At 73.9% G+C, this 25,736-nt stretch carries 22 protein-coding genes; 12 read left to right on the top strand and 10 right to left on the bottom strand.

Features of this window, described 5'->3' with window-relative positions:
* Positions 1-44: 44 nt before the first annotated feature.
* From HDA43_RS31205 to HDA43_RS31190, 4 genes are read right to left on the bottom strand one after another with little or no spacing between them, the layout of a single operon-like run.
* Entirely contained in the window at positions 45-938 is an 894-nt protein-coding gene (locus HDA43_RS31205; protein ID WP_179827974.1) for a dihydrodipicolinate synthase family protein, read from the bottom strand.
* Positions 928-2,343, bottom strand: coding sequence for an NAD(P)/FAD-dependent oxidoreductase (locus tag HDA43_RS31200; protein ID WP_179827972.1), 1,416 nt, complete (start codon positions 2,341-2,343; stop codon positions 928-930). The genes HDA43_RS31205 and HDA43_RS31200 overlap by 11 nt, the downstream gene beginning before the upstream one ends.
* Positions 2,340-2,654, bottom strand: a complete 315-nt coding sequence (locus HDA43_RS31195) for a (2Fe-2S)-binding protein (RefSeq protein ID WP_179827970.1) — start codon at positions 2,652-2,654, stop codon at positions 2,340-2,342. Before HDA43_RS31195 ends, HDA43_RS31200 begins: the two co-directional genes overlap by 4 nt.
* The gene (locus HDA43_RS31190; protein WP_179827968.1) at positions 2,654-3,823 is read right to left on the bottom strand and encodes an NAD(P)/FAD-dependent oxidoreductase; all 1,170 of its coding nucleotides are present in this window, start codon (positions 3,821-3,823) and stop codon (positions 2,654-2,656) included. The genes HDA43_RS31195 and HDA43_RS31190 overlap by 1 nt, the downstream gene beginning before the upstream one ends.
* Before the next feature lie 211 nt (positions 3,824-4,034).
* On the opposite strand from HDA43_RS31190, the gene HDA43_RS31185 reads away from it, so the two are divergent.
* Together HDA43_RS31185 and HDA43_RS31180 are read left to right on the top strand one after the other, a co-directional pair.
* Positions 4,035-5,024 (top strand): COX15/CtaA family protein, encoded by a 990-nt coding sequence (locus HDA43_RS31185; protein WP_312873629.1) that lies wholly within the window; start codon positions 4,035-4,037, stop codon positions 5,022-5,024.
* A 158-nt stretch (positions 5,025-5,182) separates the two neighbouring features.
* On the top strand, positions 5,183-5,872 hold the full coding sequence (locus tag HDA43_RS31180) for a SanA/YdcF family protein (protein ID WP_179827966.1): 690 nt from the start codon (positions 5,183-5,185) through the stop codon (positions 5,870-5,872).
* Positions 5,873-5,973: 101 nt separating this feature from the next.
* On the opposite strand, the gene HDA43_RS31175 is transcribed toward HDA43_RS31180, so the two are convergent.
* Positions 5,974-7,122, bottom strand: coding sequence for a PrsW family intramembrane metalloprotease (locus tag HDA43_RS31175; protein WP_179827964.1), 1,149 nt, complete (start codon positions 7,120-7,122; stop codon positions 5,974-5,976).
* A gap of 167 nt (positions 7,123-7,289) precedes the next feature.
* Positions 7,290-8,246 carry a heme o synthase gene (locus HDA43_RS31170; protein WP_179827962.1) on the bottom strand — a complete coding sequence of 319 codons (957 nt, stop codon included), beginning with the start codon at positions 8,244-8,246 and terminating at the stop codon, positions 7,290-7,292.
* Between the two features lie 394 nt (positions 8,247-8,640).
* On the opposite strand from HDA43_RS31170, the gene tkt reads away from it, so the two are divergent.
* The 6 genes from tkt (at position 8,641) to pgl (ending at position 17,018) form a co-directional block, all read left to right on the top strand.
* Entirely contained in the window at positions 8,641-10,674 is a 2,034-nt protein-coding gene (tkt, locus tag HDA43_RS31165; RefSeq protein ID WP_246424914.1) for a transketolase, read from the top strand.
* Positions 10,675-10,676: 2 nt separating this feature from the next.
* The gene (gene tal, locus HDA43_RS31160) at positions 10,677-11,780 is read left to right on the top strand and encodes a transaldolase (RefSeq protein ID WP_179827959.1); all 1,104 of its coding nucleotides are present in this window, start codon (positions 10,677-10,679) and stop codon (positions 11,778-11,780) included.
* A 5-nt stretch (positions 11,781-11,785) separates the two neighbouring features.
* A complete protein-coding gene (locus tag HDA43_RS31155) occupies positions 11,786-13,414 on the top strand; it encodes a phosphoglucose isomerase-related protein (RefSeq protein WP_179827957.1) in 1,629 nt (542 codons plus the stop codon).
* Complete coding sequence (gene zwf / locus HDA43_RS31150; RefSeq protein ID WP_246424764.1) at positions 13,415-15,127, top strand: glucose-6-phosphate dehydrogenase; 1,713 nt, start codon at positions 13,415-13,417, stop codon at positions 15,125-15,127. It abuts the gene before it with no gap.
* Positions 15,128-16,042 (top strand): glucose-6-phosphate dehydrogenase assembly protein OpcA, encoded by a 915-nt coding sequence (locus HDA43_RS31145; RefSeq protein WP_179827955.1) that lies wholly within the window; start codon positions 15,128-15,130, stop codon positions 16,040-16,042. It abuts the gene before it with no gap.
* 202 nt (positions 16,043-16,244) lie between these two features.
* Positions 16,245-17,018, top strand: coding sequence for a 6-phosphogluconolactonase (pgl, locus tag HDA43_RS31140; RefSeq protein ID WP_179827953.1), 774 nt, complete (start codon positions 16,245-16,247; stop codon positions 17,016-17,018).
* A gap of 89 nt (positions 17,019-17,107) precedes the next feature.
* On the opposite strand, the gene add is transcribed toward pgl, so the two are convergent.
* Positions 17,108-18,211 (bottom strand): adenosine deaminase, encoded by a 1,104-nt coding sequence (gene add / locus HDA43_RS31135; protein WP_179827952.1) that lies wholly within the window; start codon positions 18,209-18,211, stop codon positions 17,108-17,110.
* 175 nt (positions 18,212-18,386) lie between these two features.
* Here add and HDA43_RS31130 point away from each other — a divergent pair, with 175 nt between their 5' ends.
* A complete protein-coding gene (locus HDA43_RS31130) occupies positions 18,387-19,073 on the top strand; it encodes an alpha/beta fold hydrolase (protein WP_179827950.1) in 687 nt (228 codons plus the stop codon).
* A 167-nt stretch (positions 19,074-19,240) separates the two neighbouring features.
* Here HDA43_RS31130 and HDA43_RS31125 read toward each other — a convergent pair whose 3' ends face one another.
* Positions 19,241-20,350, bottom strand: coding sequence for a GNAT family N-acetyltransferase (locus HDA43_RS31125; protein WP_179827948.1), 1,110 nt, complete (start codon positions 20,348-20,350; stop codon positions 19,241-19,243).
* A gap of 165 nt (positions 20,351-20,515) precedes the next feature.
* Here HDA43_RS31125 and HDA43_RS31120 point away from each other — a divergent pair, with 165 nt between their 5' ends.
* A complete protein-coding gene (locus HDA43_RS31120; RefSeq protein ID WP_179827947.1) occupies positions 20,516-21,916 on the top strand; it encodes an NAD(P)/FAD-dependent oxidoreductase in 1,401 nt (466 codons plus the stop codon).
* 148 nt (positions 21,917-22,064) lie between these two features.
* On the top strand, positions 22,065-23,690 hold the full coding sequence (locus tag HDA43_RS31115; protein WP_179827946.1) for an amidohydrolase: 1,626 nt from the start codon (positions 22,065-22,067) through the stop codon (positions 23,688-23,690).
* Here the strand turns inward: HDA43_RS31115 and HDA43_RS31110 are convergent.
* Positions 23,611-24,789, bottom strand: coding sequence for a hypothetical protein (locus HDA43_RS31110; protein ID WP_179827945.1), 1,179 nt, complete (start codon positions 24,787-24,789; stop codon positions 23,611-23,613). The two genes, HDA43_RS31115 and HDA43_RS31110, sit on opposite strands and share 80 nt — an antisense overlap.
* A 150-nt stretch (positions 24,790-24,939) precedes the next feature.
* Here HDA43_RS31110 and HDA43_RS36800 point away from each other — a divergent pair, with 150 nt between their 5' ends.
* Positions 24,940-25,011 carry a DUF2776 family protein gene (locus HDA43_RS36800; RefSeq protein ID WP_376770533.1) on the top strand — a complete coding sequence of 24 codons (72 nt, stop codon included), beginning with the start codon at positions 24,940-24,942 and terminating at the stop codon, positions 25,009-25,011.
* Between the two features lie 123 nt (positions 25,012-25,134).
* On the opposite strand, the gene HDA43_RS31100 is transcribed toward HDA43_RS36800, so the two are convergent.
* Positions 25,135-25,725, bottom strand: a complete 591-nt coding sequence (locus HDA43_RS31100; RefSeq protein ID WP_179827944.1) for a DinB family protein — start codon at positions 25,723-25,725, stop codon at positions 25,135-25,137.
* Between the last annotated feature and the right edge of the window lie 11 nt (positions 25,726-25,736).

Below are 25,736 nucleotides of genomic sequence, written 5' to 3'. Positions count from 1 at the left end.
CGTTCGGTTCCCCCTCGGGGCGTCGGGCGGACGCTCGGGACCCGCTAGCGCAGGCCCTCCGCCAGGACCTTCTCGGTCACCGCGCGCACCGCGGCCTCCTGCTCGGGGGCCAGCGGCGTGCGCGGCGGGCGGCAGGGGCCGCCCGGCCGGCCGGCCAGGTCCATGGACAGCTTGATGGCCTGGACGAACTCGGTCTTGGAGTCCCAGCGCAGCAGCGGGTGCAGCGAACGGTACAACGGCAGCGCGGTGGCCAGGTCACCGGCCGCGGCCGCGGCGTACAGGGCCGCGCACGAGTGGGGCAGCGCGTTGGGGTAGCCGGCCACCCAGCCGACCGCGCCGGCCAGCAGCAGCTCCACCAGCACGTCGTCGGAGCCGACCAGCAGGTCCAGGCCGGGGGCCAGCTCGGCCAGCTCGTAGGCCCGGCGCACGTCTCCGGTGAACTCCTTGACGCCCACGATCAGCCCCTCCTCGTGGAGCCGGGCCAGCAGCCGGGGGGTGAGGTCCACCTTGGTGTCGAGGGGGTTGTTGTAGGCCACGATCGGCACGCCCGCCCTGGCGACCTCGCGGTAGTGCTCGAACACCGCCCGCTCGTCGGCCCGGTAGGCGTTGGGCGGCAGCAGCATGACCGCCCCGCAGCCGGCGTCGCGGGCCTGCTCGGCCCAGCGGCGCGCCTCCAGGGCGCCGTAGGCGGCGATGCCGGGCATGACGCGGTCGCCGCCGACCGCCTCGACCGCGGTCTCCACGACCCTGGCCCGCTCCTCGGCGGTCAGCGTCTGGTACTCGCCCAGCGATCCGTTCGGCACCACGCCGTCACAGCCGCCGTCGACCAGCCAGCGGCAGTGCTCGGCGTAGCGGGCGAAGTCGGGCGCCAGGTCGTCGCCGCCGAGCGGCAGCGCGGTGGCCACCATCACTCCGCGCCAGGGCTTCTCACGGGTCATCACGGTCATCCTTCCGAAGGGGGTGTTCCAGGCCGGCGAGGTCGCCGAGCCGGACGGGCTGGGCGATCGGGCGCCGCGGCGCGGCGGGGTCCTCGCCCGCCAGGCACGCCACGGCGTAGCCGCACATGCGGCCCTGGCACCAGCCCATACCGGGCCGGGCCAGAAGCTTGACGGAGCGCGCGTCGGTGGCGCCCAGGCGGCGCGCCTCGCGCACGGCCGACAGCGGCACCTCCTCGCAACGGCAGACCAGGGTGTCGTCGCGCAGCCAGTCGCGCCAGCCGGGCCGTACCGGGTAGGCCTCGTGCAGCGCCCGCGCGAAGGCCGCGAGCCGGTCCACGCGCCGCGCCAGGGCGGGCAGCGGCGGGACGCGGAGGCCCCGGTCGGCGGCGACGGTACGGCCGGCCAGGCGGCCCTCGGCCTCGGCCAGCTCCGCGCCGCCGACGCCGGTGGTCTCCCCCGCCGCGTAGACGCCGGGCACGCTGGTGCGCCGGCCCGCGTCCACCGCGACGACGGGGGTGCCGTCGGCGTCGCGGCGGGTCGCGCAGCCGAGCTGGACGGGCAGCTCCAGCTGGGGGACGAACCCGTAGCCGCAGGCGAGGGTGTCGCACTCGACCGTCCTCGTCGCGACCGGCCGCCAGTCCGCGTCGAGCCGGGCCACGGTGACGTGGGTCAGCGTGTCCTCGCCGTGCGCGGCGACGACCGCGTGGCGGCCTCGGTAGGGCACCCGGTGGCGGGCCAGGACGGCGGCGTAGCCGGCGGCCTCGGCGGCCTTGCCCGCGGCGAGCAGCGGGTGCCGGGCCAGGCCGAACCGGCCGCCCGCCTCGTAGACGCCGCGCACGTCGGCGCCGGCCCTGGCCAGCCCGGCGGCGACCGGCAGCAGGAAGGGGCCCGTCCCGGAGACCACGACCCTGCGGCCCGCCACGACCAGGGAGCCCTTGAGCAGCGCCTGGGCCCCGCCCGCGGTGAGCACGCCGGGCAGGTCCCAGCCGGGGAACGGCAGCGGCCGGTCGTGCGCGCCGGTGGCGATCAGCAGGGCGCGGGCGCGGACCGCGCGGGGCCGCTCCTCGCGGTCCCCGGCCAGGCACCGCACGGTCACCGTGGCGCCCGCCGTACCTCCCGCCGCGTCCCCGCCGGTCCGCTCGACCGCCCAGACGCGGTGGCCGAGCAGAATCTCGGCGCGCGACCGCAGCGCCTCCCACTGCCGCATGAACCGCTCCAGGCCGTGGTGCAGCGCCCCGGGGCGCAGGGCGTGGAAGGAGTCGGGCAGGTGGCGGTGGTACTGCCCGCCGGGCCGGGGCGCGGCGTCGATCACCACGACGTCCAGCCCGGCGAGGGACGCCTCCAGCGCGCCGGCGACCCCGGCGGGCCCCGCGCCGATGACGGCCAGGTCGTACACGCGCGTCACCGGCCGCTCACCTCCGGACCGGAGTCCGCCGCGGACGTGCGGACCCGGTCGCCCGGACGGGCCTCGGTCACGCAGGCCCGCAGGGCGGGGACGTCGTTGACGGTGACCAGGCAGTCGAAGCAGACCCCGATTCCGCAGAACAGCCCCCGGGGGCGGCCCCCGAACCGGGTGGAGCGCCAGGAGCGGACGCCCGCGGCGTGCAGCGCGGCGCCGACGCTCTGGCCGGGGACGACGGGGACGGGCCTGCCGTCCACGCTGATCTCGAACGCGGGGTCGGGACGCGCCCCCACGAGCTCGTACGGTGGCCGCATCAGCCCTCCTTGGCGGGTGTGCCGGTGCCGGAACGGTCCGGGTCGAAGCGGTCCGGGCGGAAGGGGTCCAGGTCCAGGCCGGGCCGGGCGCCGGTCAGGGCCTGGGCGATCAGGTGCCCGGTGGCCGGGGCCAGGCCGATGCCGGCGCCCTCGTGGCCGCAGGCGTGGTACAGCCCCGGGGCCCTGGGGTCCTCGCCGATCACCGGGAGGTGGTCGGGGCAGTAGGGGCGGAACCCGCAGTAGGCGCGGATCACCCGGCGCGCGGCCAGCGCGGGGAACAGTTCGACGGCCTGGCGGGCGAGCCGTTCCAGGACCGGGATCGAGACCGTGCGGTCGAAGCCGACCCGCTCGCGGCTGGCGCCGATGAGGACCGGCCCGGAGGGGGTGCCCTCGACCACGGCCGAGGTCTCCAGGCCCGCCGAGTCGCTGGCGACGTTGGTGACGTAGGCGGCGGTGTAGACCTTGTGCAGCACGAGCGGCTCGTCCAGCGGCTCGGTGACCAGGATGAACCCGCGCCGCGGCAGGATCGGCAGGTGTACCCCGGCCAGCGCGGCGACCTCGCCGCCCCAGGTCCCGGCGGCGTTGACGACGGCCCCGGCGGGGATGTCGCCGCGGTCGGTCCGCACGCCGGTGACGCGCTCGCCGTCGCGGAGGAACCCGGTGACCGTGACGCCGGTGCGCAGGCTCAGCGTGCCGCGCCCGGCGCCCCGGCCGCCCTCCCGGAGCAGCGTGGCCGCGGCCAGCATGGGCTGGACCTGGGCGTCCTGGGGGTAGAACACGCCCCCGGCGAAGCCCGGGGCCAGGTGGGGCTCGTAGTCGGTGAGCCGCCCGGCGTCGACCACGGTGTGCTCGACGCCCTGCCCCGCGGCCAGCGCGGTGAGGGCGGCCAGCACCTCGTCGTCCTCGGCGACGACCAGGCCGCCCTTGGGCTCGTACTCGAACCCGCCGAGCCCGGCCAGCTCGCGCCACAGCCCGGCGGACAGCACGGCCAGGTCGAGCTCGGGGCCGGGCTCCTTGTCGGAGACCAGCACGTTGCCCTCCCCGGCGCCGGTCGTGCCGCCGGCCACCGGCCCGCGGTCGAGCACGACCACGTCGAGTCCGGCCCGCGCCGCGTAATGGGCGCAGGCGGCGCCCACCACCCCGGCGCCGATCACGACGACATCCGGCACGACCCACCTCGTTTCCTCGCCCGGCTCGCCGGTACTATGTCACATACCTCAAGGGCGATCAATGCCTTCACGTCCCGATTCCACCCCATGGCCGCCCCGGCATCGCGCGGCCTCCGGTCCGGCTCCCCTCGGCTTCCACCCCGCCGCCCCGGCCTCCGGCGGCCCGGGGGCGAAGGCGGGACCATCCACCGCGCCGCCTAGCATGTGAGCCGTGAACCACCTTTTCGACCAGGCTCGTCGCCGTGCCGCGGACCTGTGGCTGTCCATGTGGTCGCCCACGACCGCCACCATGCGCCGCTGGGCGCTGGCCGCGGTGGTGGCCAACGCCGGCATCACCGTGACCGGCGCGGCCGTGCGGGTCACCAAGTCGGGCCTCGGCTGCCCGACCTGGCCCCGGTGCACCCCCGAGAGTCTGCTGCCGACCGCCCACTCCGGCATCTCGGCCGCCAACATGGCCGTCGAGTTCGGCAACCGGCTGCTGGCCTTCCTGGTCCTGGCCGCCGGCCTGGGCTGCCTGATCGCCGCGGCCCGGCTCGCGCCCCGCCGCCGGGTCCTCATCGGCCTGGCGCTGGCGCAGCCGGCCGGCGTGGTCGCGCAGTCCGTCTGGGGCGGCCTCGTCGTGCGCAGCGCGCTCAACCCGGTCACGGTGAGCGTTCACTTCCTGCTCTCCATCGCCCTGCTCGCCGCCTGCGTCGCCCTCTACGTCCGCGCCGGGGAGGGCGACGGCGCCCCCGAGTCGCTGGTCCACCGTGACATCCGGATCCTCGGCCACGTACTGGTCGCCGCGGTGGCGGTGCTGCTGGTGGTGGGCGTCGTGGTGACCGGCACCGGTCCCCACTCCGGCGACGAGATCGCCACCCGGTTCCCGTTCGACATCCAGGCGGTGGTCCGGCTGCACGCCGACGTCGTCTACATCGTCCTCGGGCTCACCCTCGCCCTGCTGCTCACCCTGCGGGTGAGCGGCGCCCCGGCCCACGCGCGGCGCGCGGCGCTGGTGCTGCTGGGCGTGGAGCTGGCCCAGGGGGTCGTGGGATACGTCCAGTACTTCCTGGCCGTGCCCGCCGTACTGGTCGGCGTGCACGTGCTCGGCGCGACGCTGGTGTGGATCTTCACGCTGCGCGCGGTGTACGCGCTGCGAGCCAGGCCCGCGCTCGCCGTCCCCTCCGCCGAGCGGGAGAGGCTCGACCCCGTCCCGGCGTGACCGGGGGCCGTGACGAAGACCGCGGCCGGGGACCAGAGCGGTCCGGCCACATCCCCGCGTGACGGGGGCCGTGACGGAGACCACCGCCGGACCGGGGCGGACCGGCCATATCCCGGCATGATCGGGACAGTCGGCGCACGCACCGGGACAATGGGCGTATGCAGCCTTCCCGCAGACTCCTCCGGCGTTCCTACCTGGCCGCCGTCCTGCTGAGCATGCTGGCGCTCGCCCCGATGACCTGGGCGTGGCTGGTCAGCTCCGGGCACCGGACGGTCGCCGACACCTCCCCCGGCTGGCTGTCGGAGGTCCCGCGGGCGCCGGTGGCGCTGGTGCTGGGCGCCAGGGTCAACGGCCGGACCCCCACCCCCATGCTCGCCCGCCGCCTGGACGTCTCCGCCGAGCTGTACCGGGCGGGCAGGGTCCGGGCGATCCTGCTGTCGGGCGACAACGGCCGCCCCGGCTACGACGAGCCGACCGTGATGCGCGACTACCTCCTCGCCCGCGGCGTCCCCGACCGCGCGCTCGTCCTCGACCACGCCGGCTTCGACACCTGGGACTCGTGCGTGCGGGCCCGCGAGGTCTTCGGGGCCACCCGGGTGACCGTGGTGAGCCAGGTCTTCCACCTGCCCCGGGCCGTCGCGCTGTGCCGGGCGGCGGGGCTTTCGACCTTCGGCGTCGGCGACGACTCCTCGCGGCGGTGGGCCTCCACCACCTATGCCTACGCCGTCCGCGAGTTCGGCGCCTCGGCCAAGGCCATGCTGGACGCGGCGCTGCGCTCCTCCCCCGTCTTCCCCGGGCCGCGCGAGACGACCCTGGACGCCGCGCTCCGGGCCGCCGGCGCGCCCTGAGCGAGCTTGAAAGGGACGGGGGTTCCTGCCCGGGCCGTCCGTACGGACGGCCCGGCGGCCGGGTGGGCGACCGGCCGCCCGGCGGGCCCCGTACGGACGGCTCAGCGGCCGGGCGGGGACGTCCGCGCGGGCGCCGGGAAGGACGCGCGGGCGCCGGCGATGCACCGCAGCAGCGCCTGCTGTTCCTCGTCGAACGTCCGCTCGTCGATCACGCCGCGCCGGGCCCGCTCGTGCAGCAGCCCCAGCTCGGTCGCGGCGAGCTGGAAGTCGCTCATCGCCCGCAGCCCGGCCCGGCCGCCGTGGTTCCTGGCCCAGTCGCGCGCCTCGCGGCGGGCCGGCAGCGACGACAGCATGAAGACGTCGTACGGGCCCACCAGGCCGGTCGGCTGGTAGGCGGGCAGGTAGGTCTGGATCAGGCCGACGATGCGCTTGCGGTCGCGGAAGACGATCACGATGAGCACCACCAGCACGACCATCAGCAGCAGGTAGGCCACGGCCAGGCCGGTGATGCCGGCGTAGGTGGTGAAACCGTTCCAGATGCCGTGCAACAGCATCGCCCCGGCCCAGCCCGCCAGGACCACCCAGGTCCTGCCCGGACCGCGGCGCAGCGCGGCGTAGGCCACCGCGACGCCGATCATCGAGGTGAACAGCGGGTGGGCGAACGGCGACAGCACGCCCCGCAGCACGACCGTCACCGCAAGGCCGTGCGCGCCGGCCTCCGACAGGGCGGCGATGTAGTAGCTGACGTTCTCGCTCATCGCGAAGCCCAGGCCGACCATGCTCGCGTAGATGACGCCGTCGGTGGGCCCGTCCAGCTCGGCCCGGCGGAACCGCAGCAGGCCCAGCAGCACCAGGCCCTTCATCGTCTCCTCGACCACCGGCGCACCGAAGGTGGCCGCGACGGCGCGGGCCGCGCCCGGGCCCAGCTGGGCGGCGTTCTCGATGTAGAGCAGGTTGAAGGAGTTGATCAGGCCGGCGACCAGCACCGCCACGCCCGCGCCCCAGGCGAAGGCGAAGACGAGGTTGCTGCGCGGCTCGGGCTCCATGCGGTCCAGCGCCAGCACGGCCGCCAGCAGCACCGGCACGGGCGCCAGGGCCAGGGCGAGCGCGATGAAGAAGTACACCGGGTCGCCGTTGAGCACGTCGAAGGAGAACGACGCCAGCGCGCACAGCCCGGTCACGACGAGCCCGGAGATCAGCGCGACGGACGGGCGGTCCCTCAGCACCCACCGGGGGTCACGGCTCGCCATGTGGCAACCGTAACGGAACAACCACGAGGTGTCCCAATCCCGCCCCCTCCGGGGGCCGCCCTGGCCGCGAGCGGTCATCTCCCCGGCTCCGTACGGTCACCCGGAGGCGGCCCCCGCCCCGGCCCCGTACGGTCCCGCCCCGAACGGCCCGGCGCGGGCGGGCCGGATCAGACGAGCATCGAGTCGATGGCGACGGTGAGGAAGAGCAGCGCCAGGTAGGCGTTGGACCAGTGGAAGAAGCGCATCGGGCGCAGGTCCACCCCGGTCTTGCCGGCCTTGACCCGGCCGAGGAGGCGGTAGACCTCCCACAGGCAGGCGCCGCCGAGGACGGCCGCCACGGCGGGGTAGAGCAGGGTGGTGTGGGCCACCGGCCACAGCAGCAGCGAGCACAGCACCGTGGCCCAGGTGTAGGCCAGGCTCTCCAGCACCACGCGGCGCTCGGTGGCGACCACCGGCAGCATCGGGACGTTCGCCGCGGCGTAGTCCTCCCGGTAGCGCATGGCGAGGGTCCAGGTGTGCGGGGGCGTCCAGAAGAACACCACCCCGAACAGAACCACGGGGGCCCAGCCGACGTCGCCGGTGATGCCCGCCCAGCCGATCAGCACCGGCATGCAGCCGGCGATGCCGCCCCAGACGACGTTCTGCGGGGTGCGGCGCTTCAGGAGCATCGAGTAGACGAACACGTAGAACAGGTTCGCGGCCAGGGAGAGACCCGCCGCGAGCCAATTCACCGCAAAGCCCAGGCCAAGAGTGGACAGGATGCCGAGAACGACGCCGAAGACCAGCGCGTTACGCGGCGGGACCTGCTCGCGGGCCAGCGGCCGGCGTCGGGTGCGGCGCATCGCCGCGTCGATGTCGCGGTCGATGTAGCAGTTCAGCGCGTTGGCGCTGCCCGCCGACAGGGTGCCGAAGACCAGGGTCGAGACGGCCGTCCACAGCGGGGGAAGGCCCCGCGCGGCCATGAACATCACCGGCAGCGTCGTGATCAGCAGCAGTTCGATGATCCGCGGCTTGGTGAGGGCGACGTATGCCTTCACGACGGCGCCGAACGAGCGCGGAGCGGCGGACGCCGCCGCGCCCGCGCGAAGCGGGGCCGTCGTCGGTTGCTTGTCGGTCAGCACCATCTAAGGCGCTTCCAGCACGTGCGGGGTCAACGCGTAACCTCTGATTAGAGCGGATCCGTGAATGCGGGCACCAGCCAGCCTTGAGGTCTCAACTGTAGTTGCTGAGAGGGGCGGTCCCGGCACAGGGTGCGGAAAGCGGCGTGAGCGGACGGCCGCGGGGAGTCCCCCGGGAGTCGTCCGCGCTGGTGAACGCCCGGCGGAGCCGCCGCCGATCGGCCTGCGCGACGCTGAGGAGGCCGACCCGTTAGGGTCCGGTGTGGGCGGGAAAAGCCAAACCGGCGCCACCATCACACGACTAGATCCGGAGATCGAGCACTTGAGCAGCGAACTCGTGCCAACCCTTGAATGGAACGACCTCGACCGCAGGGCGGTCGACGTCGTACGGGCTCTGGCGATGGACGCGGTAGAGAAAGCGGGGTCGGGCCACCCCGGCACCGCCATGAGCCTGGCCCCCGCCGCCTACCTCCTGTTCCAGAAGGCGATGCGGCACGACCCCTCCGACCCGACGTGGGTGGGGCGCGACCGGTTCGTCCTCTCGGCCGGTCACTCCAGCCTCACCCTGTACATCCAGCTCTTCCTGTCGGGCTACGGCCTGAGCCTCGACGACCTGAAGTCGCTGCGGCAGTGGAACAGCCTCACCCCGGGTCACCCCGAGTACGGCCACACCGCCGGCGTGGAGACCACCACCGGCCCGCTGGGCCAGGGCATCGGCAACGCCGTGGGCATGGCCATGGCCGCCCGCCGCGAGCGGGGCCTGTTCGACCCCGACGCCCCCGAGGGCACCAGCCCGTTCGACCACATGATCTGGTGCATCGCCTCCGAGGGGGACATCGAGGAGGGCGTCAGCCACGAGGTCAGCGCCATCGCCGCCCACCAGAAGCTGGGCAACCTCGTCGTCGTCTTCGACAGCAACCACATCTCGATCGAGGACGACACCCAGATCGCGCTGAGCGAGGACATCGCCAAGCGTTACGAGGCCTACGGCTGGCACGTCCAGACCGTCGACTGGACCGGCGACGGCGAGTACAGCGAGAACGTCGAGGCGCTGAACCAGGCCCTGGAGGCCGCCCGCGCCGAGACCGGCAGGCCGTCGTTCATCCGCCTGCGCACCATCATCGGCTGGCCCGCGCCCAACAAGCAGAACACCGGCAAGGCCCACGGGTCGGCCCTGGGCGCCGCGGAGATCTCCGCCACCAAGCAGATCATGGGGATGGACCCGGAGAAGAGCTTCGACGTCCCCGCGGAGGTGCTGGAGCACACCCGCAAGGTCGTCGAGCGCGGCCGGGCGGCCCGCCAGGAGTGGGAGAAGGCCTACACGAGCTGGCGGGAGGCCAACCCCGAGCGGGCGGCGGAGTTCGACCGGATCAGCCACCGGCGGCTGCCGGCCGGCTGGACCGAGGCGCTGCCGACGTTCGAGCCCGGCGCGTCCGTCGCCACCCGCAAGGCCTCCGGCGAGGTGCTCAACAGCCTCGCGCCGGTCCTGCCGGAGCTGTGGGGCGGCTCGGCCGACCTCGCCGAGTCCAACAACACCACGATGAAGGGCGAGCCGTCCTTCATCCCCGAGGAGTACCAGACCAAGGAGTTCCCCGGCAGCCGCTACGGCCGGACGCTGCACTTCGGCATCCGCGAGCACGGCATGGGGGCGATCCTCAACGGCATCGCGCTGCACGGCGGCACCCGCCCCTACGGTGGCACGTTCCTGGTCTTCAGCGACTACATGCGGCCCTCGGTACGGCTCGCCGCGCTGATGAAGCTGCCGGTCACCTACGTGTGGACGCACGACTCCATCGGCCTGGGCGAGGACGGCCCCACCCACCAGCCGATCGAGCAGCTGTGGGCGCTGCGCGGCATCCCGGGCCTGGACATCGTCCGCCCGGCCGACGCCAACGAGACGGCCGCCGCCTGGCGCGCCGTGCTGGAGCACACCGACCGCCCGGCCGGTCTCGCGCTGACCCGGCAGAACCTCCCGGTCTACGAGGGCACCCGCGACCACGACAAGGTCGCCAAGGGCGCCTACGTGCTGGAGGAGGCCTCCACCGGCCAGCCCGCGGTGATCCTCATCGCCACCGGCTCGGAGGTCGAGCTGGCCGTCGGCGCCCGGAAGCTGCTGGAGGAGGAGGGCATCCCGGCCCGCGTGGTGTCCATGCCGTGCGTCGAGTGGTTCCAGGAGCAGGACACCGCCTACAAGCAGCTGGTGCTGCCCCCGTCGGTCCGCGCCCGCGTCGCGGTGGAGGCGGGAATCACGCTGGGCTGGCGGCAGTTCGTGGGAGATGAAGGGGAAGTCGTGGGACTGGAGCACTTCGGTGCCTCGGCCCCCTACAAGACCCTGTACGAGCAGTTCGGCCTGACCGCCGAGCGCGTGGCCGCCGCCGCCAAGGCGAGCCTCGCCCGGACCGGGGCCGACAAGGGCGAGACGACGGGAAACTGATCATGAGCGAGATCCTGAAGAAGCTCTCCGACCAGGGCGTGTCCATCTGGCTGGACGACATCAGCCGCGAGCGGCTGCGCACCGGCAACCTGAAGGGGCTCATCCGCGAGAAGCACGTGGTCGGCGTCACCTCCAACCCGACGATCTTCGCCTCGGCGCTGAGCAAGGGCGACGCCTACGACGCCCAGATCCGCGACCTCGCCGTGCGGGGGGTGGACCTGGAGGAGGCGGTGCGCGCGATCACCACCTACGACATCCGCTGGGCCGCCGACGTGCTGCGGCCGGTCTTCGACGCCACCGACGGCGTGGACGGCCGGGTCTCCATCGAGGTGGACCCGCGCCTGGCCAAGGACACGGCCAAGACGATCGCCGAGGCGCGCGCCCTGTGGTGGCTGGTCGACCGCCCCAACACGATGATCAAGATTCCGGCCACGGTCGAGGGGCTCCCCGCGATCACCAAGGCCCTGTCTGAGGGCATCAGCGTCAACGTCACGCTGATCTTCTCCCTGGAGCGCTACCGCGCGGTGATGGACGCCTGGCTGACCGGCCTGGAGCAGGCCAAGGAGAAGGGCCTGGACCTCTCGGGCATCGACTCGGTGGCCTCCTTCTTCGTCAGCCGGGTCGACACCGAGATCGACAAGCGGCTGGAGAAGATCGGCACGCCCGAGGCCAAGGCCCTCAAGGGCAAGGCGGCGATCGCCAACGCCCGCCTGGCCTTCGCCGCCTACGAGGACGTGGTCAACTCCCCGCGCTGGCAGGCCCTGAAGGAGGCCGGCGCCCGCCCGCAGCGCCCGCTGTGGGCCTCCACCGGCACCAAGGACCCCAGCTACCCCGACACCCTCTACGTCGACCAGCTGGTCACGTCCGGCACGGTCAACACGATGCCGGAGAAGACCCTCGACGCCGCGGCCGACCACGGCCGGATCGAGGGCGACACGATCCGCCCCCTCTACGAGGACGCCTGGAACACCATGGCGGCGCTCAAGGAGGCCGGCGTCGACTATGACGACGTGGTCGCCGTGCTGGAGCGGGAGGGCGTGGACAAGTTCGAGGCGTCCTGGAAGGAACTCCTGGCCACGGTCGAGTCCGAGCTGCGGAAGGCGTGAGGCACATGACGGCATCCGTGACGATCGGCAACGAGCGGCTGGCCGAGCAGGCCGCCGAGGCCGTCAAGGACCTCGTCGCCGCGGGCTTCCACGAGGCGCTGTCGAACGGCGACCCCGGCCTGTGGGGCCCGGACGCGCAGGCCGAGGCGGCCGTCCGCCTCGGCTGGCTCGACCTGCCGCGGAACAGCAGGGAGCTGCTGCCGGAGATCGGCAAGCTGGTCGAGCGGGCCCGCGCCCAGGGCCTGGACCACGTGGTCCTGGCCGGCATGGGCGGCTCCTCGCTGGCGCCCGAGGTCATCACGACCACCGCGGACGTCCCGCTGACCGTGCTCGACACCACCGACCCCGGCCAGGTGCGCCGCGCGCTGGCCGACCGGCTGGAGCGCACGATCGTGGTGGTGGCCAGCAAGAGCGGCGGCACCGTCGAGACCGACAGCCACCGCAGGATCTACGAGCAGGCGTTCCGCGAGGCGGGCATCGACCCCGCCGAGCGGATCATCGTGGTCACCGACCCGGGATCGCCGCTGGAGCAGGCCGCCATCGAGGCGGGCTACCCGGTCATCCTGGCCGACCCCAACGTCGGCGGCCGCTACAGCGCCCTGTCGGCGTTCGGCCTGGTGCCCAGCGCGCTGGCCGGGGCCGACATCGAGAAGCTCCTCGACGACGCCGAGGCCGTGCGCCCGCTGCTCGCCCAGGCCGAGGGCAACCCGGGCCTGACGCTCGGCGCCGCCCTGGGCGCGGCCGCGGCCGCCGGACGCGACAAGCTCGTCCTGGAGGACAGCCTCGCGGAGATCAACGGCCTGCCCGACTGGATCGAGCAGCTGATCGCCGAGTCCACCGGCAAGCAGGGCCGGGGCATCCTGCCGGTCGTCGGCGCCGACCCCGACGACACCGACGACGAGCTGGTCGCCGGGATCGAGTCCGGCGGCGACGTGACCGTCAGCGGCCCGCTGGGCGCGCAGTTCCTGATCTGGGAGTACGCCACGGCCGTCGCCGGCCGCGTCCTCGGCATCGACCCCTTCAACCAGCCGAACGTGGCCGAGTCGAAGGAGAACACCGCCAAGATCCTCGACCGCGCCGAACCGCCGGTCGGCACGCCGGTCCTGGTGGACGGCCCGGTGGAGGTCTACGGCGAGGTGCCCGGCAGCTCGGCTCCCAAGGACCTGCCGGAGGTGCTCACCCGGCTGCTGGAGGCCATCCCCGAGCGGGGCTACCTCGCGGTCATGGCCTACCTCGACCGGGAGGCCGCGTTCGACGCCCCGCACGCCGAGGGCGCCTCGTTCGAGGAGATGACCGACGCCTGGAGCGCGGCCGACCCGGCCACGCTGCGCGGGCTGCTGGCCGTCCGCACCGACCGGCCGGTGACCTTCGGCTGGGGTCCCCGGTTCCTGCACTCCACCGGCCAGTACCACAAGGGCGGCCCGCAGAACGGCGTCTTCCTCCAGCTCACCGGGGCGAACGAGGCCGACGTCGAGGTGCCGGGCAAGCCGTACACCCTGGGCAGGCTCCAGCTCGCGCAGGCCCTGGGCGACCTGGGCGCGCTGGCCGACCGCGGCCGGCCCGTGGTGCGGCTGCACCTGACCGACCGGGCCGCCGGGGTCGCACGCCTGCTCGAGGCAGCGCGGGAGGTCTGAATGAGCAAGCAGAAAGCGGGGAAGGCCGCCGAGGCGGCCGTTCCCGACGGCACGGGCGACGGGCAGGTCACGCCCGCCGAGCCGCGCGCCGAGACACCGAAGGACGACGACCGCCGTACCGAGGACCTGCACACCTCCGACTCGGTGGCCGTCGCCTCGGCGGGGGCCACCGCGGGCACCACCGACGCGGTGGTGGCGGCCAACCCGCTGCGCGACCCGCGCGACAAGCGCCTGCCGCGGGTGGCCGGGCCGTGCGTGCTGGTGCTGTTCGGCGTGACCGGCGACCTGGCGCGCAAGAAGCTGCTGCCGGCGATCTACGACCTGGCGAACCGGGGGCTGCTGCCGCCGGGCTTCTCGCTGGTCGGGTTCGCCCGGCGCGACTGGGAGGACCAGGACTTCGCGCGGCTGGCCCACGACGCCGTCAAGGAGCACGCCCGCACGCCGTTCCGCGAGGAGGTCTGGAAGCAGCTGTCGGAGGGCATCTTCTTCTGCCCCGGCGAGTTCACCGACGACGGCGCGTTCGACGCGCTGGCCATGATGCTCAAGGAGATCGACGAGACCCGGGGCACCGGCGGCAACTACGGTTTCTACCTGTCGGTGCCGCCGAAGTTCTTCCCGGTCGTGATCGAGCAGCTCAAGCGGACGAACCTCGCCGACGGGCCCCCCGGGTCGTGGCGGCGGGTGGTGATCGAGAAGCCGTTCGGGCACGACCTGAAGAGCGCCCGGGAGCTGAACGCCGTCACCAGCGCGGTCTTCCCCGAGAGCTCGGTGTTCCGCATCGACCACTACCTCGGCAAGGAGACCGTCCAGAACATCCTGGCGCTGCGCTTCGCCAACAACCTGTTCGAGCCGATCTGGAACCGCGGTTACGTCGACCACGTCCAGATCACGATGGCCGAGGACATCGGCATCGGCGGCCGGGCGGGCTACTACGACGGCATCGGCGCGGCCCGCGACGTCATCCAGAACCACCTGCTCCAGCTGCTGGCGCTGGTGGGCATGGAGGACCCCACGTCCTTCGACGCCGACGCGCTGCGCCGCGAGAAGGAGAAGGTCCTCAAGGCCGTACGGCTGCCGCAGGACCTGACCCTGGGCACCGCGCGCGGCCGCTACGCCTCCGGCTGGCAGGGCGGCGAGCCGGTCGTCGGCTACACCGACGAGACCGGCATCCCGCCGGGCTCCACGACGGAGACCTACGCCGCCGTCAAGCTGGAGATCGCCAACCGCCGCTGGGCGGGCGTGCCGTTCTACCTGCGCACCGGCAAGCGGCTGAGCCGCCGGGTGACGGAGGTCGCCGTGGTGTTCCAGCGCGCGCCGCACCTGCCGTTCAGCAAGGACGAGACCGAGATCCTGGGGCAGAACGCCCTGGTCATCAGGGTCCAGCCGGACGAGGGCATCACGGTGCGGTTCGGTTCCAAGGTGCCGGGCACGGCCATGGAGGTCCGGGACGTCTCGATGGACTTCGCCTACGGCGAGTCGTTCATGGAGTCCTCCCCCGAGGCCTACGAGCGGCTGCTGCTGGACGTGCTGATCGGCGACCCGCCGCTCTTCCCGCACCAGCGCGAGGTCGAGCTGTCGTGGAAGATCCTCGACCCGATCGAGGAGTTCTGGGCGTCGCAGGGTCCGCCGGAGGAGTACCCCTCCGGGACGTGGGGCCCGGCGTCGGCCGACGAGATGATGGCCCGTGACGGTCGCGCGTGGAGGAGGCTGTAGATGGCGAACTTCATGCTCAGCGGCACGACCGCGTCGAAGATCTCCGCCCAGCTCACCCAGCTGCGGCACCAGATGGGCACGCCCGCGCTCGGCATGGTGCTGACCCTGGTGGTCGTCTGCGACGAGAGCAACCAGTACGACGCGGTCCGCGCGGCGACCGACGCGGCCCGGGAGCACCCCTCCCGGATACTGGTCGTCATCGCCCGCGACGCGTCCGAGCCCAACCGGCTCGACGCCGAGATCCGGCTCGGGGAGTCCACCCCCGGCGAGGTGATCCTGCTGCGCCTGTACGGCGAGCTGACCCGGCACGCCGACTCGGTGGTCAGCCCCCTGCTGCTCACCGACACCCCGGTGGTGGCGTGGTGGCCGGGCCACTGCCCGGAGTCGCCGTCCAAGGACCCCATCGGGGTGCTGGCCCAGCGCCGCATCGTCGACGCGCACGCCGCGCCCGACCCGGTCGCGGCGATCACCTCCCGCGCCGAGGGCTACCTCCCGGGTGACACCGACCTCGCCTGGACCCGGCTGACGTCGTGGCGGAGCCTGCTGGCCGCCGCGTTCGACCAGCAGGTCAGCAAGGTCACCGGCGGCACGGTCGAGGCGGCGTCCCGGCACGCCAGCGCCCCGCTGCTGGCGGCCTGGCTCGGCGAGCGCCTCGGCGTCCCGATCAGGGTGGCCGACTCCCAGGGTCCCGGCCTGACCGCGGTCCGGCTGGAGACCCCCGGCGGGGAGATCGCCGTCCTGCGCGAGGACGCCCGGGTGGCCACCCTGCAGCGGCCCGGCCAGCCGGACCGGCAGGTCGCGCTGACCCGCCGCCCGCTGTCGGAGCTGCTGGCCGAGGAGCTGCGCCGGCTGGATCCCGACGAGATCTACGAGGCGGCGGTCCGGCGGATCGCCCACGGCGGCCCGGAGTCCTGACGCGGCGGGCGCCCGGCGTTCCCGGGCGCCCGCGGCCGGCCGGTTCCCGCGCGGGGGTGTTCCGCGCCGGGCCCGGTTCCGTGCGAAAGCGCCCCGCGGCACGTCGCGGGGCGCTTTCGCGTCACGGGCCCTTCGGTGGGAACCTGCTGTCGCACGTCCTCATCGCCCGCCGTACTGACTTCGATGTGAAATGAGAGGTTCCGTGAGCGTTCCCACCGTGATCGTCCATCGTGACGCCGACATGCTCGCCAAGGCCGTCGCCGCGAGGGTGATCACCCGTACCGTCGACGCCCAGTCGGCCAAGGGGTCGGCGTCCCTGGTGCTGACCGGCGGCACGGTCGGCACCGCGACGCTGGCCGAGATCGCCGCCAGTCCGGCCCGCGACGCCGTCGACTGGCGCAACCTGGACGTCTGGTGGGGCGACGAGCGCTTCCTGCCCGACGGCGACCCCGAGCGCAACGAGACCGGCGCCCGGCGGGCCCTGCTCGACCACGTCGACGTCGACCCGGCCCGCGTCCACCCGATGCGCGGCCCCGACTCGGGGATGACCGTCGAGGAGTCGGCCGAGGCCTACGCCGAGGAGCTGCGCCGCGCCGCCCGCCCGGAGGACCACGGGCCGGCGCCGTCGTTCGACGTCATGATGCTGGGCATGGGCCCCGACGGTCATGTGGCCTCGCTGTTCCCCGGAATGCCGGCGCTGTACGACGAGCGGCCCGTGGTGGCGGTGCACGGCTCCCCCAAGCCGCCGCCCGTCCGCGTCTCGCTGACCCTGCCGGTCATCCGGAACTCCCGCGAGGTGTGGGTGGTCGTCGCCGGTGAGGACAAGGCGGGAGCCGTACGGCTGGCCCTGTCGGAGTCGGGGCCGATGCAGGTCCCGGCGGCCGGGGCCCGGGGCCGGCAGCGGACGCTGTTCCTGCTGGACCGCGCCGCCGCCTCCAAGATCCCCTCCTCCCTGAGCCGCATCTCCTCCCCCTGACCCGCCTCCCCTTTCGGCCGCCTCCCCCGGCCGGGCGCGCGAACCGTCCGGCCGGGCACGGGGCCGAGGCGTCTCCCCCTTCCACTCCGCTATCGCGAAGCACCTTGGTGTGACGCTTCTAGTCCTTCCGCGAGAACCACCTCCTCGTCGTCCTCATCGAGGTACGGCGAACCGGTCCGGGCGGCGGTCACGGCGTCGATCTCGGTGAGGAGGGCCTGCTTGCCGGCCGGGTCGAGGTAGGAGGCGACGACGGCGTTGCGGGCCAGCCCGGCGAGCGCCTCCCGGTCGAGGCCGAGGACCTCGGCGGCGGCCCGGTACTCGCCGCGGAGGGTGGTGGCGAACATGGGCGGGTCGTCGCTGTTGAGGGTGACGAACAGGCCCTCGCCGAGCATGCGGGGCAGCGGGTGTTCCCTCAGGTCGGATATCTGGCCGGTGCGGAGGTTGGAGGTGGGGCAGACCTCCAGCGGGATGCGGGCCTCGCGCAGGTGGGCGACCAGGCGGGGGTCGCCCAGGCAGCCGATGCCGTGGCCGATCCGCTCGGCGCGCAGCCCCTCGACGGCCTCCCAGACGCTCTCGGGGCCGGTCATCTCCCCCGCGTGCGGGACGCTGTGCAGCCCGGCGGCGACGGCGGCGCGGAAGGCGTCGCGGAACGCCTCGCGGTGCATGGGGCGCGCGTGCTCGGTTCCACCGAGGCCGAAACCTACCAGTGCCTGGGGAGGTTCGCCCAGCGCGTGGTCCAGTGTGACGCGGGCGCCCTCGGCCCCGCACTCGCCGGGGATGTCGAAGACGTAGGCGACGCGGACGCCGTGGTCGTCGAGGGCGGCGCGGGCGGCCAGGTCCAGCGCCTCGGTGACCTCCCGCATCGGCATGCCCACGATGTGGTGGGAGTAGGGGGTGACCGTCAGCTCGACGTAGCGGGCGTTCTGCGCGGCGAGGTCCCGGGCGAGGCCGGTCACGAGGGCGGCCACGTCCTCGGGCTCGCGCACCAGGGCGTTGACCGCCTCGTACACCTCGGCGAAGTGCCCGAAGTCCCGGAACCGGTAGAACTCCCGCAACTCCTTCTCGGTGGTGGGCACCCGGCCGCCGGGGTGGCGGCGCGACAGCTCCAGCACGGTGGGCACCGACGCGGAGCCGACGAGGTGGACGTGCAGTTCGGCCTTGGGCAGCGCGTCGATGAAGGCGTCGATCGTCATGGCGGAGACCCTATGCACCTCTCTTTCCTCAGCGGTAGCAGTTACCGGTTAATCTGACATTAAAAAGTCAACTTCATTTTGTCGGTGGCACAGGCTTGACTGGGTGGGCACGGATCCCGGCGTCCCGGCGCCTCACGGGCGCCGGCGGGACGACCAGCTCACGAAGGCAGGAAGCATGGCGACATACGTGTTGATCCCCGGCGCCGGATCCGACGCGTGGTTCTGGCACCGGGTGACCCCGCTGCTGCGGGCGCGCGGCCACGACGTGGTGGCGGTGGCGCTGCCCTGCGAGGACGACGCGGCCGGGCTGGCCGAGTACGCCGACGCGGTCGTGGCGGCCGTCGGCGACCGTACCGACCTGGTGCTGGTGGCCCACTCCCTGGGGGGCTTCACCGCGCCGCTGGTGTGCGAGCGGCTGCCGGTCGACCTGCTGGTGCTGCTCACCGCGATGATCCCGGCGCCCGGCGAGCCGCCCGGCGACTGGTGGGCCGGCACCGGTCACGCCCAGGCCGTGCGCGAGCCGAACGAGCGCCACGGCCGTCCGGCCGACGCCCCGCTGGACCCGGCCTTCGCCTTCCTGAACGGCGTCCCGCCGGAGATCGCGGCCCAGGTGGAGGAGCACTCGCTGAACCAGTCCGGCACCCCGTTCCTGAAGCCGTGGCCGCTGCCGGCGTGGCCGGACGTGCCGACCCGGTTCCTCATCTGCCGCGACGACCGCTTCTTCCCCGCCGGCTTCCAGCGGCGCGTCGTCCGTGAGCGACTCGGCATCGTCCCCGACGAGATGGACGGCGGCCATCTCGCCCCGCTGAGCCACCCGGAGGAGCTCGTCGAGCGCCTGGAGGGGTTCCGGGCCGCGCTGTGACCACAGGCCGTGCCTCGATCACGAGGCGCGGGCGCGTCGGACGGCGCCCACGGCCCCGCCCTGTACGAGCACGACGCGTACGGGGCGGCGCGCGGCGGTGCGGGGTACGCCCCCTTCCAGGCCGGTCCCCTGAGAGCTCCCGGCCCGGAAGGGGGCGAGCGTGCGGGTCAGGCCGCGGGCACCGCCCGGGACTCCGCGGGCTCCCCGGGCTCCGCGGACGCCGTGGAAGAGGCCGGCGGAGGGGCGGACGGGAGGGTCGCCGTCGTGACGCCGACCGCGAGCCTGGCCTCCACCACGCCGGGGTCGTCGGTGAGGGTCAGGGTCGCGCCCAGCGAGACCAGGAGCCTGCGCATGCGCGTGTTGCCGGCCAGCATGTTCGCCCGGACCTCGGCGAAGCCCAGGTCGCGGGCCTCGGCGAGGAGGATCCTCGCCAGCGCCGAGCCCAGCCCCCGGCCCTGCCAGCGGTCCTCGACGAGCAGGGCCATCTCGGCGATGCCCGGGTCGGGGGTGAACGTCAGGCCGGCCAGCGCGATCGCCTGGCCGTCGTGCCCGGCGACCAGCGAGTGGCCGTGCGCGCGGTCGCAGAGCCGGTCGAAGGCGCGGTCCGGCAGCGTGGGCACGGGGGTGAAGTAGCGGAACCGGCGTGACTCCGGTGAGCAGCGGTCGTGCAGGTCGCGGACGGCCTCGCGGTAGAGCGGGGTGACCGGGCGCACCTGCGTCTCGGTGCCGTCGGTCAGCCTGGCGGTCCGCACCGCGCCGGCCGGCCGGGGGCGGACCGGCTGGGCGAGCCGTACGAAGGAGGCGGCGCGGGCGGCCTCGGTCAGCGTGAAGGGCAGCCCGGCGCGGCGCAGCCGTACGGCGCGGCGCGGCGCGACCGGCACCGTGAGCTGCGTGGGGTCGGGCAGCTCGCTCATGTCGGCGCCGTAGACCCAGCGGGAGTCGTCGGCGCGCAGCAGCTCGCCCAGCAGCGCGGGCAGCCGCCAGGGCTCGGCGCGCAGCCGGGAGGCGAGCAGGAGCGCGCGGGTGGGCTCGTCGGTCAGCTCGTGGGCGGTGGCCGGGACGACCTGCACCCGGCGGCCTCCGGCGGCCTCCAGCGCCTGGCGCACGGTCTCCGGCCCGGCGGGGATGTCGGCCATGAACTCGTCCACGGTGCCGTCCGCGTCGGACTGGACGCTCAGGCCCAGGATGTTGCCGCCCCGCTCGGCGAGCGCGGTGGCCAGCGAGGCGAGCCGCCCGGGCCGCTCATCGACGGTAGTACGAATCCTCAGAAACCCCATCAAAGCTCCCTCCATCGCCATCAGCTTGGCGGAGCCCTGTTACGGCTCCGCTACACCGGGGTGAGCCCGCCGTTACGTCTTGAGGGAGTTGTGGATGATGCGGTTGTACAACGGTTTCCGTGGGGTGATGCACGCCCCATGACGGATATAGCAGGATATGTGGCCATGAGCACGCGAGTTCCCCTGTCTGGGGACTTTGTCAACGGGGATGTCTCCTTCTGGTACCGCTCCCTCGGCATCCCCACGGCAGGAGAACCCCTCGACGGCGACCGCGAGGCCGACGTCGTGATCGTCGGGGCCGGCTACACCGGCCTGTGGACCGCCTACTACCTCAAGCGGGCCGATCCCGGCCTGCGCGTCACCGTGCTGGAGAAGGAGTTCACCGGCTACGGCGCCTCGGGCCGCAACGGCGGCTGGCTGGTCGGCGAGCTGGCCGGCACCCCCGAGCGGTACGCCCGGACGCACGGCGTGGACGCCGCCAGGCGGCTCCAGCGGGAGATGTTCTCCTCGATCGACGAGGTCATCGCCGTCGCCGGCAAGGAGGGCATCGACGCCGACATCGTCAAGGGCGGCGTCACCACGGTCGCCACCAACGCCGCCCAGGACCGGCGGCTGCGCGCGCTGCTCGACCACGAGCGCCACTGGGGCTGGACCGAGGAGGACGTCCGGCTGCTGGACCCGGCCGAGCGGGAGAGCCGCCTGCGGGTGGACGGCGCGATCAGCGCGATCTGGAGCCCGCACTGCGCGCGGATCCAGCCCGCGAAGCTGGTCCTCGGCCTGGCCCAGGTCGTGCGCGACCTCGGAGTGGAGATCTTCGAGCGCACCCCGGTCACCGAGATCGCCCCGCATGAGGCCCGCACGCCGTACGGCACGGTCCGCGCCCGCTACGTCGTCCGCGCCACCGAGGGCTTCACCGCCGGGCTGCGGCAGTACCACCGTGCCTGGCTGCCGATGAACAGCTCGATGATCGTCACCGAGCCGCTGGGCGACCTGTGGGACGCGATCGGCTGGGAGGGCTGCGAGCTGCTCGGCGACATGGCCCACTACTACATGTACGCCCAGCGCACCGCCGACGGCCGCATCGCGTTCGGCGGGCGCGGCAAGCCGTACCTGTACGGCTCACGGGTGGACGACCGGGGCCACACCCACGCCTGGACGATCGAGGCGCTGTGGGAGCTGCTGACCGGCATGTTCCCGGCCGTGCGGGAGTCGAAGGTGGCGCACGCCTGGTCCGGCGTGCTGGGCGTGCCGCGCGACTGGTGCGCCACCGTGCACGTCGACCACGAGACCGGCATCGGCTGGGCGGGCGGCTACACCGGCCACGGAGTCACCACCACCAACCTCGCCGGCCGTACCCTGCGCGACCTGATCCTGCGCGAGGACACCGAGCTGACGGCGCTGCCGTGGGTGGACCGGAAGGTCCGCGGCTGGGAGGTGGAGCCGCTGCGCTGGATCGGCGTGCACGCGATGTACGACCTGTACCGCCGCGCCGACGCCAGGGAGAAGGCCGGTCTCGGCCGCACCTCGGCGCTGGCGCGCGTCGCCGACGCCATCACCGGCCGCTAGGTTCGGTTCCGTCGCCGGCATCGGGTTCGGCGCCCAGCTGTCTGGACGCCCGGACGCCTGGGCACCGGGAGCCTCCCGGGACATCGAGGAGAAGGAGAGCCATGCCCCACCTGCCCGGTCTCGCCGCCCGCACCCCGGCGGCGGCCGAGTGAACGAGATCCTCTTCCGCGGCGGGCGCGCCTTCCTGCCCGGCGGCGCCTTCGCCGAGGCCGTACTGGTCCGCGGCGACCGCGTCGCCGCCGTGGGCGCCGAGACCGACGTCGCGCGCCAGGCCGGCCCCGGCTGCGAGACCGTCGACCTGGACGGCGGCCTGCTGACCCCCGGCTTCACCGACGCCCACATCCACCCGGTGCAGGCCGGGCTGGAGCGGGCCAAATGCGACCTCGCGGAGGTGTACGGCCTGCCGGAGTACCTGGAGAGGATCGCCGGCTACGCCGCCGCGCACCCGGACCGGGTCTGGATCGAGGGCGGCGGCTGGGACATGTCGGCCTTCCCCGGCGGCCTGCCGCACCGCTCCCAGCTCGACTTCCTCGACCGCCCGGCCTACCTGGTCCAGCGCGACCACCACGCCGCCTGGGTGAACGGCCGCGCCCTGGAACTGGCCGGGATCACCCGCGACACCCCCGACCCCGCCGACGGCCGGATCGAGCGCGACGCCGACGGGGAGCCCACCGGGGTGCTGCACGAGGGCGCGATGGAGCTCGTCGGCCCGCTCACCCCGCGGCCCGGCATCGCCGACCAGGTCGCGGCCCTGCTGGACGCCCAGCGCTACCTGTTCTCCCTGGGCGTCACCGCCTGGCAGGACGCCATCGTCGGTCCCTTCGCCGGCTCCGACGACCAGCTCCCCGCCTACCTTGAGGCGGCATCCTCGGGCCGGCTCACCGCCCGGGTGGTGGGCGCGCTGTGGTGGGACCGGGCGCGCGGCGCCGAGCAGATCCCCGAGCTGCTGGAGCGCCGTCGCTCGGCCGAGGGCCTGGAGCGGTTCCGCGCCACCTCGGTGAAGATCATGCAGGACGGCATCGCCGAGAACTTCACCGCCGCGGTGATCGAGCCCTACTGCCGCTGCGGCGGCACGGGCGGCGGGACGGGCCTGTCGTACGTGGACCCGGAGCTGCTGAAGGGCCACGTCGCCGAACTGGACCGGCACGGCTTCCAGGTGCACTTCCACGCGATCGGCGAGCGGGCCGTACGCGAGGCGCTGGACAGCCTCACCGGGACCGACCCGGCGAACCGGCACCACGTCGCGCACCTGCAGATCATCGAGCCGTCGGACGTCCCGCGCTTCGCGAAGCTGGGCGTGACGGCCAACCTGCAGCCGCTGTGGGCCACCCACCACGCCCAGATGGACGAGCTGACGATCCCGTACCTGGGCGAGGAGCGCTCGTCGTGGCAGTACCCCTTCGCCGACCTGCTGCGGACCGGCGCCCGGTTCTGCGCGGGCAGCGACTGGCCGGTCTCCAGCGCCGACCCGATCCAGGGCATGCACGTCGCGGTCAACCGCACCGAGCCACCGAGCTCGGTGCACGCCGGCTACCCGACGGCGCAGACCCCGTTCCTGCCCGGCCAGTCCCTGGACCTGGCGACCGCGCTGACCGCCTACACCGCGGGCTCGGCGTGGATCAACGGCGACGACGACGCCGGGACGATCGCCCCCGGCAACCGCGCCGACCTGGTCGTCCTGGACCGCGACCCGTTCACCGAACCCGCCGCCGACATCTGGCGGGCGAGGGTCGCCATGACCTTCGTCCGCGGCGAACAGGTCCACGGCCGCTGACGCCACCGGCGCGGCCCAGCCGCGCCACCCCGGCCGCCGGCGGCGCGGCGATCGACGCCAGGAGCGCGGCGACGCACGCGGTCCAGTACGGCAGGTACTGGGTGCTGTGGTCGTAGTCCCGGGAGCCGACCGTCACGTACACCGACCAGACGAGCAGCGGCCCCGCCACACCCGCCGTCACCGCCGATCCCGTGCTCGCATCCCGCCGCGCCGTCCAGGCGGCGACCACGACGGCCAGGACGGTCGAGACGATCAACATGCTCAGGGCTCCGTCCGCCAGGGAGCCCGGGAGGCCGCCCATCACCTCGATGGCGGTGAACAGCAGGATGAAGCAGAGCAGCCCGCGCCGCGTCCCGGCGTGCCGGAGCGCGGCTGCGCCCGCCGCCGCGCCGATGCCCGCGCCCGCGAGGGACGCGGTCAGCGCCACGACCGGGGGGTCGTCGACCGCGCCGAGCGCCTGGAGATACTGCAGCGGCCCGGCCGTCACCGCGCAGCCGAGCCATGCGGCCGACGGCAGCGCCAGGAACCGGTCACGGCCGCCGGGCATCCTGCCCGCGATCACCGAAGCCGCCACGACCGCAGCGGCGGGATACCAGACGGCGCGGGTCAGGTCGCGGTACCAGCCGGGACCGTCCCACTCGTGATACCGCTCCCACAGCGTCCTTCCCAGCGCCTCGGCCGCGACGAGCTGGCCGCAGGCGAGCACCGCGGCGGTGAGCGCGGCGGCCACCACCGCGGGTACGGCCGGCCCCATCCCGCGGGCCTCGGTGCGCGGCAGCCCTCCGGCCGCGACCAGATAGGCGAGCACGGCCCCGATCACCCAGCCCGGCCAGCCCGGCCAGCCGGCCATCACGTCGGCGAAGTCTCCACCGTCGGAGGCGTCCGTGACGCTCTCTCCGACCATGACGGCGGCGACGCTGCCGTACAGGGTCGCGACGGCGGCCTTCGCCGGGTCCCCGCGAAGGAGGCCCCCCGCCACCAGGCCGGTCGGCATCCCCGCGAGCTCAAGCCGGTCGATCGCGGCGAGGAGCACGGACACGCACGGCCCGGCGGCCAGCACCCCGGCCACCGCGAGCACGACTCTTCCCGCCTTCGGCATCGGCCCATGAAAACAGAAGGACCATGATCCTCCCACCCGTATGCCGCGAACCGTCCAGCGCGGTCCCACCCGCACCGGTGGCGCGGGCCGCGCCGTACGGTTCCTCCGGCCGTACGGCGCGGCTCCCCGCAGCAGCGGTGCGACGACTTGGTGGGACCGGGCACGGTGTGCTTCACCCTCTTCTCCATCGTCTCGATCCTTGAGGCCGGGACGTCCGGGTGACCGGGCCCACCGCGCGGCGGGACGCCGGCCGGGGCGACGGCGTCCCGTACGGCCAGGCCCGCGGTCCCGCCGCCGCCCCGGCGGACTCAGGCGCCCCTCCGGCGCCCCGGCCGGGTCACCGCCTCAGGTACGTCCGGCCTCCTGTGCCACGTGCTCCAGCCGGGCGCGGTACTCCTCCCACCACGACCGGTCGCCCGGCGGCAGGTTGCTGCCGTCCTGCCGCAGTCCGGCGGCCCCGTCGATGAGCTCCCGGACGATGTCGGCGTGCCCGGCGTGCCGGTCGGTCTCGGCGATCATGTGGATCAGGATCCGGTGCAGGGTCACCTCGTTCCGCCCGTCGGGCCACCACGGCACCCGGCCGGCCGCGTCCAGCTCCAACGCCTCGATCGTCGCGTCCGAATGCGCCCACACCCGGCGGTACAGCGCGACGATCTCATCACGCGATTCCTCGGCGGTCGCCCACATGTCCGCGTTGGCTTCGGCGTCGTCCTCCATCCAGGGCAGCGGTTCGGGGAACGGCCTGCCGAAGACGTCACCGAAGTATCCGGCCTCGGTGCCGGCCACATGCTTGACCAGCCCGAGAAGATTGGTCCCGGTGGGGGTCATCGGCCGGCGGATGTCGTACTCCGACAGTCCGTCGAGCTTCCAGAGCAGGGCCTCGCGGGCGACCTTCAGGTAACGGTGAAGATCCGACTTCGGATCCGATGCAGTCATGCCGGACATCC

This window comes from Streptosporangium sandarakinum (assembly GCF_013409935.1).
GTDB classification, from domain to species: domain Bacteria; phylum Actinomycetota; class Actinomycetes; order Streptosporangiales; family Streptosporangiaceae; genus Streptosporangium; species Streptosporangium nondiastaticum.
This window is presented reverse-complemented; position numbering and strand designations above follow the sequence as displayed.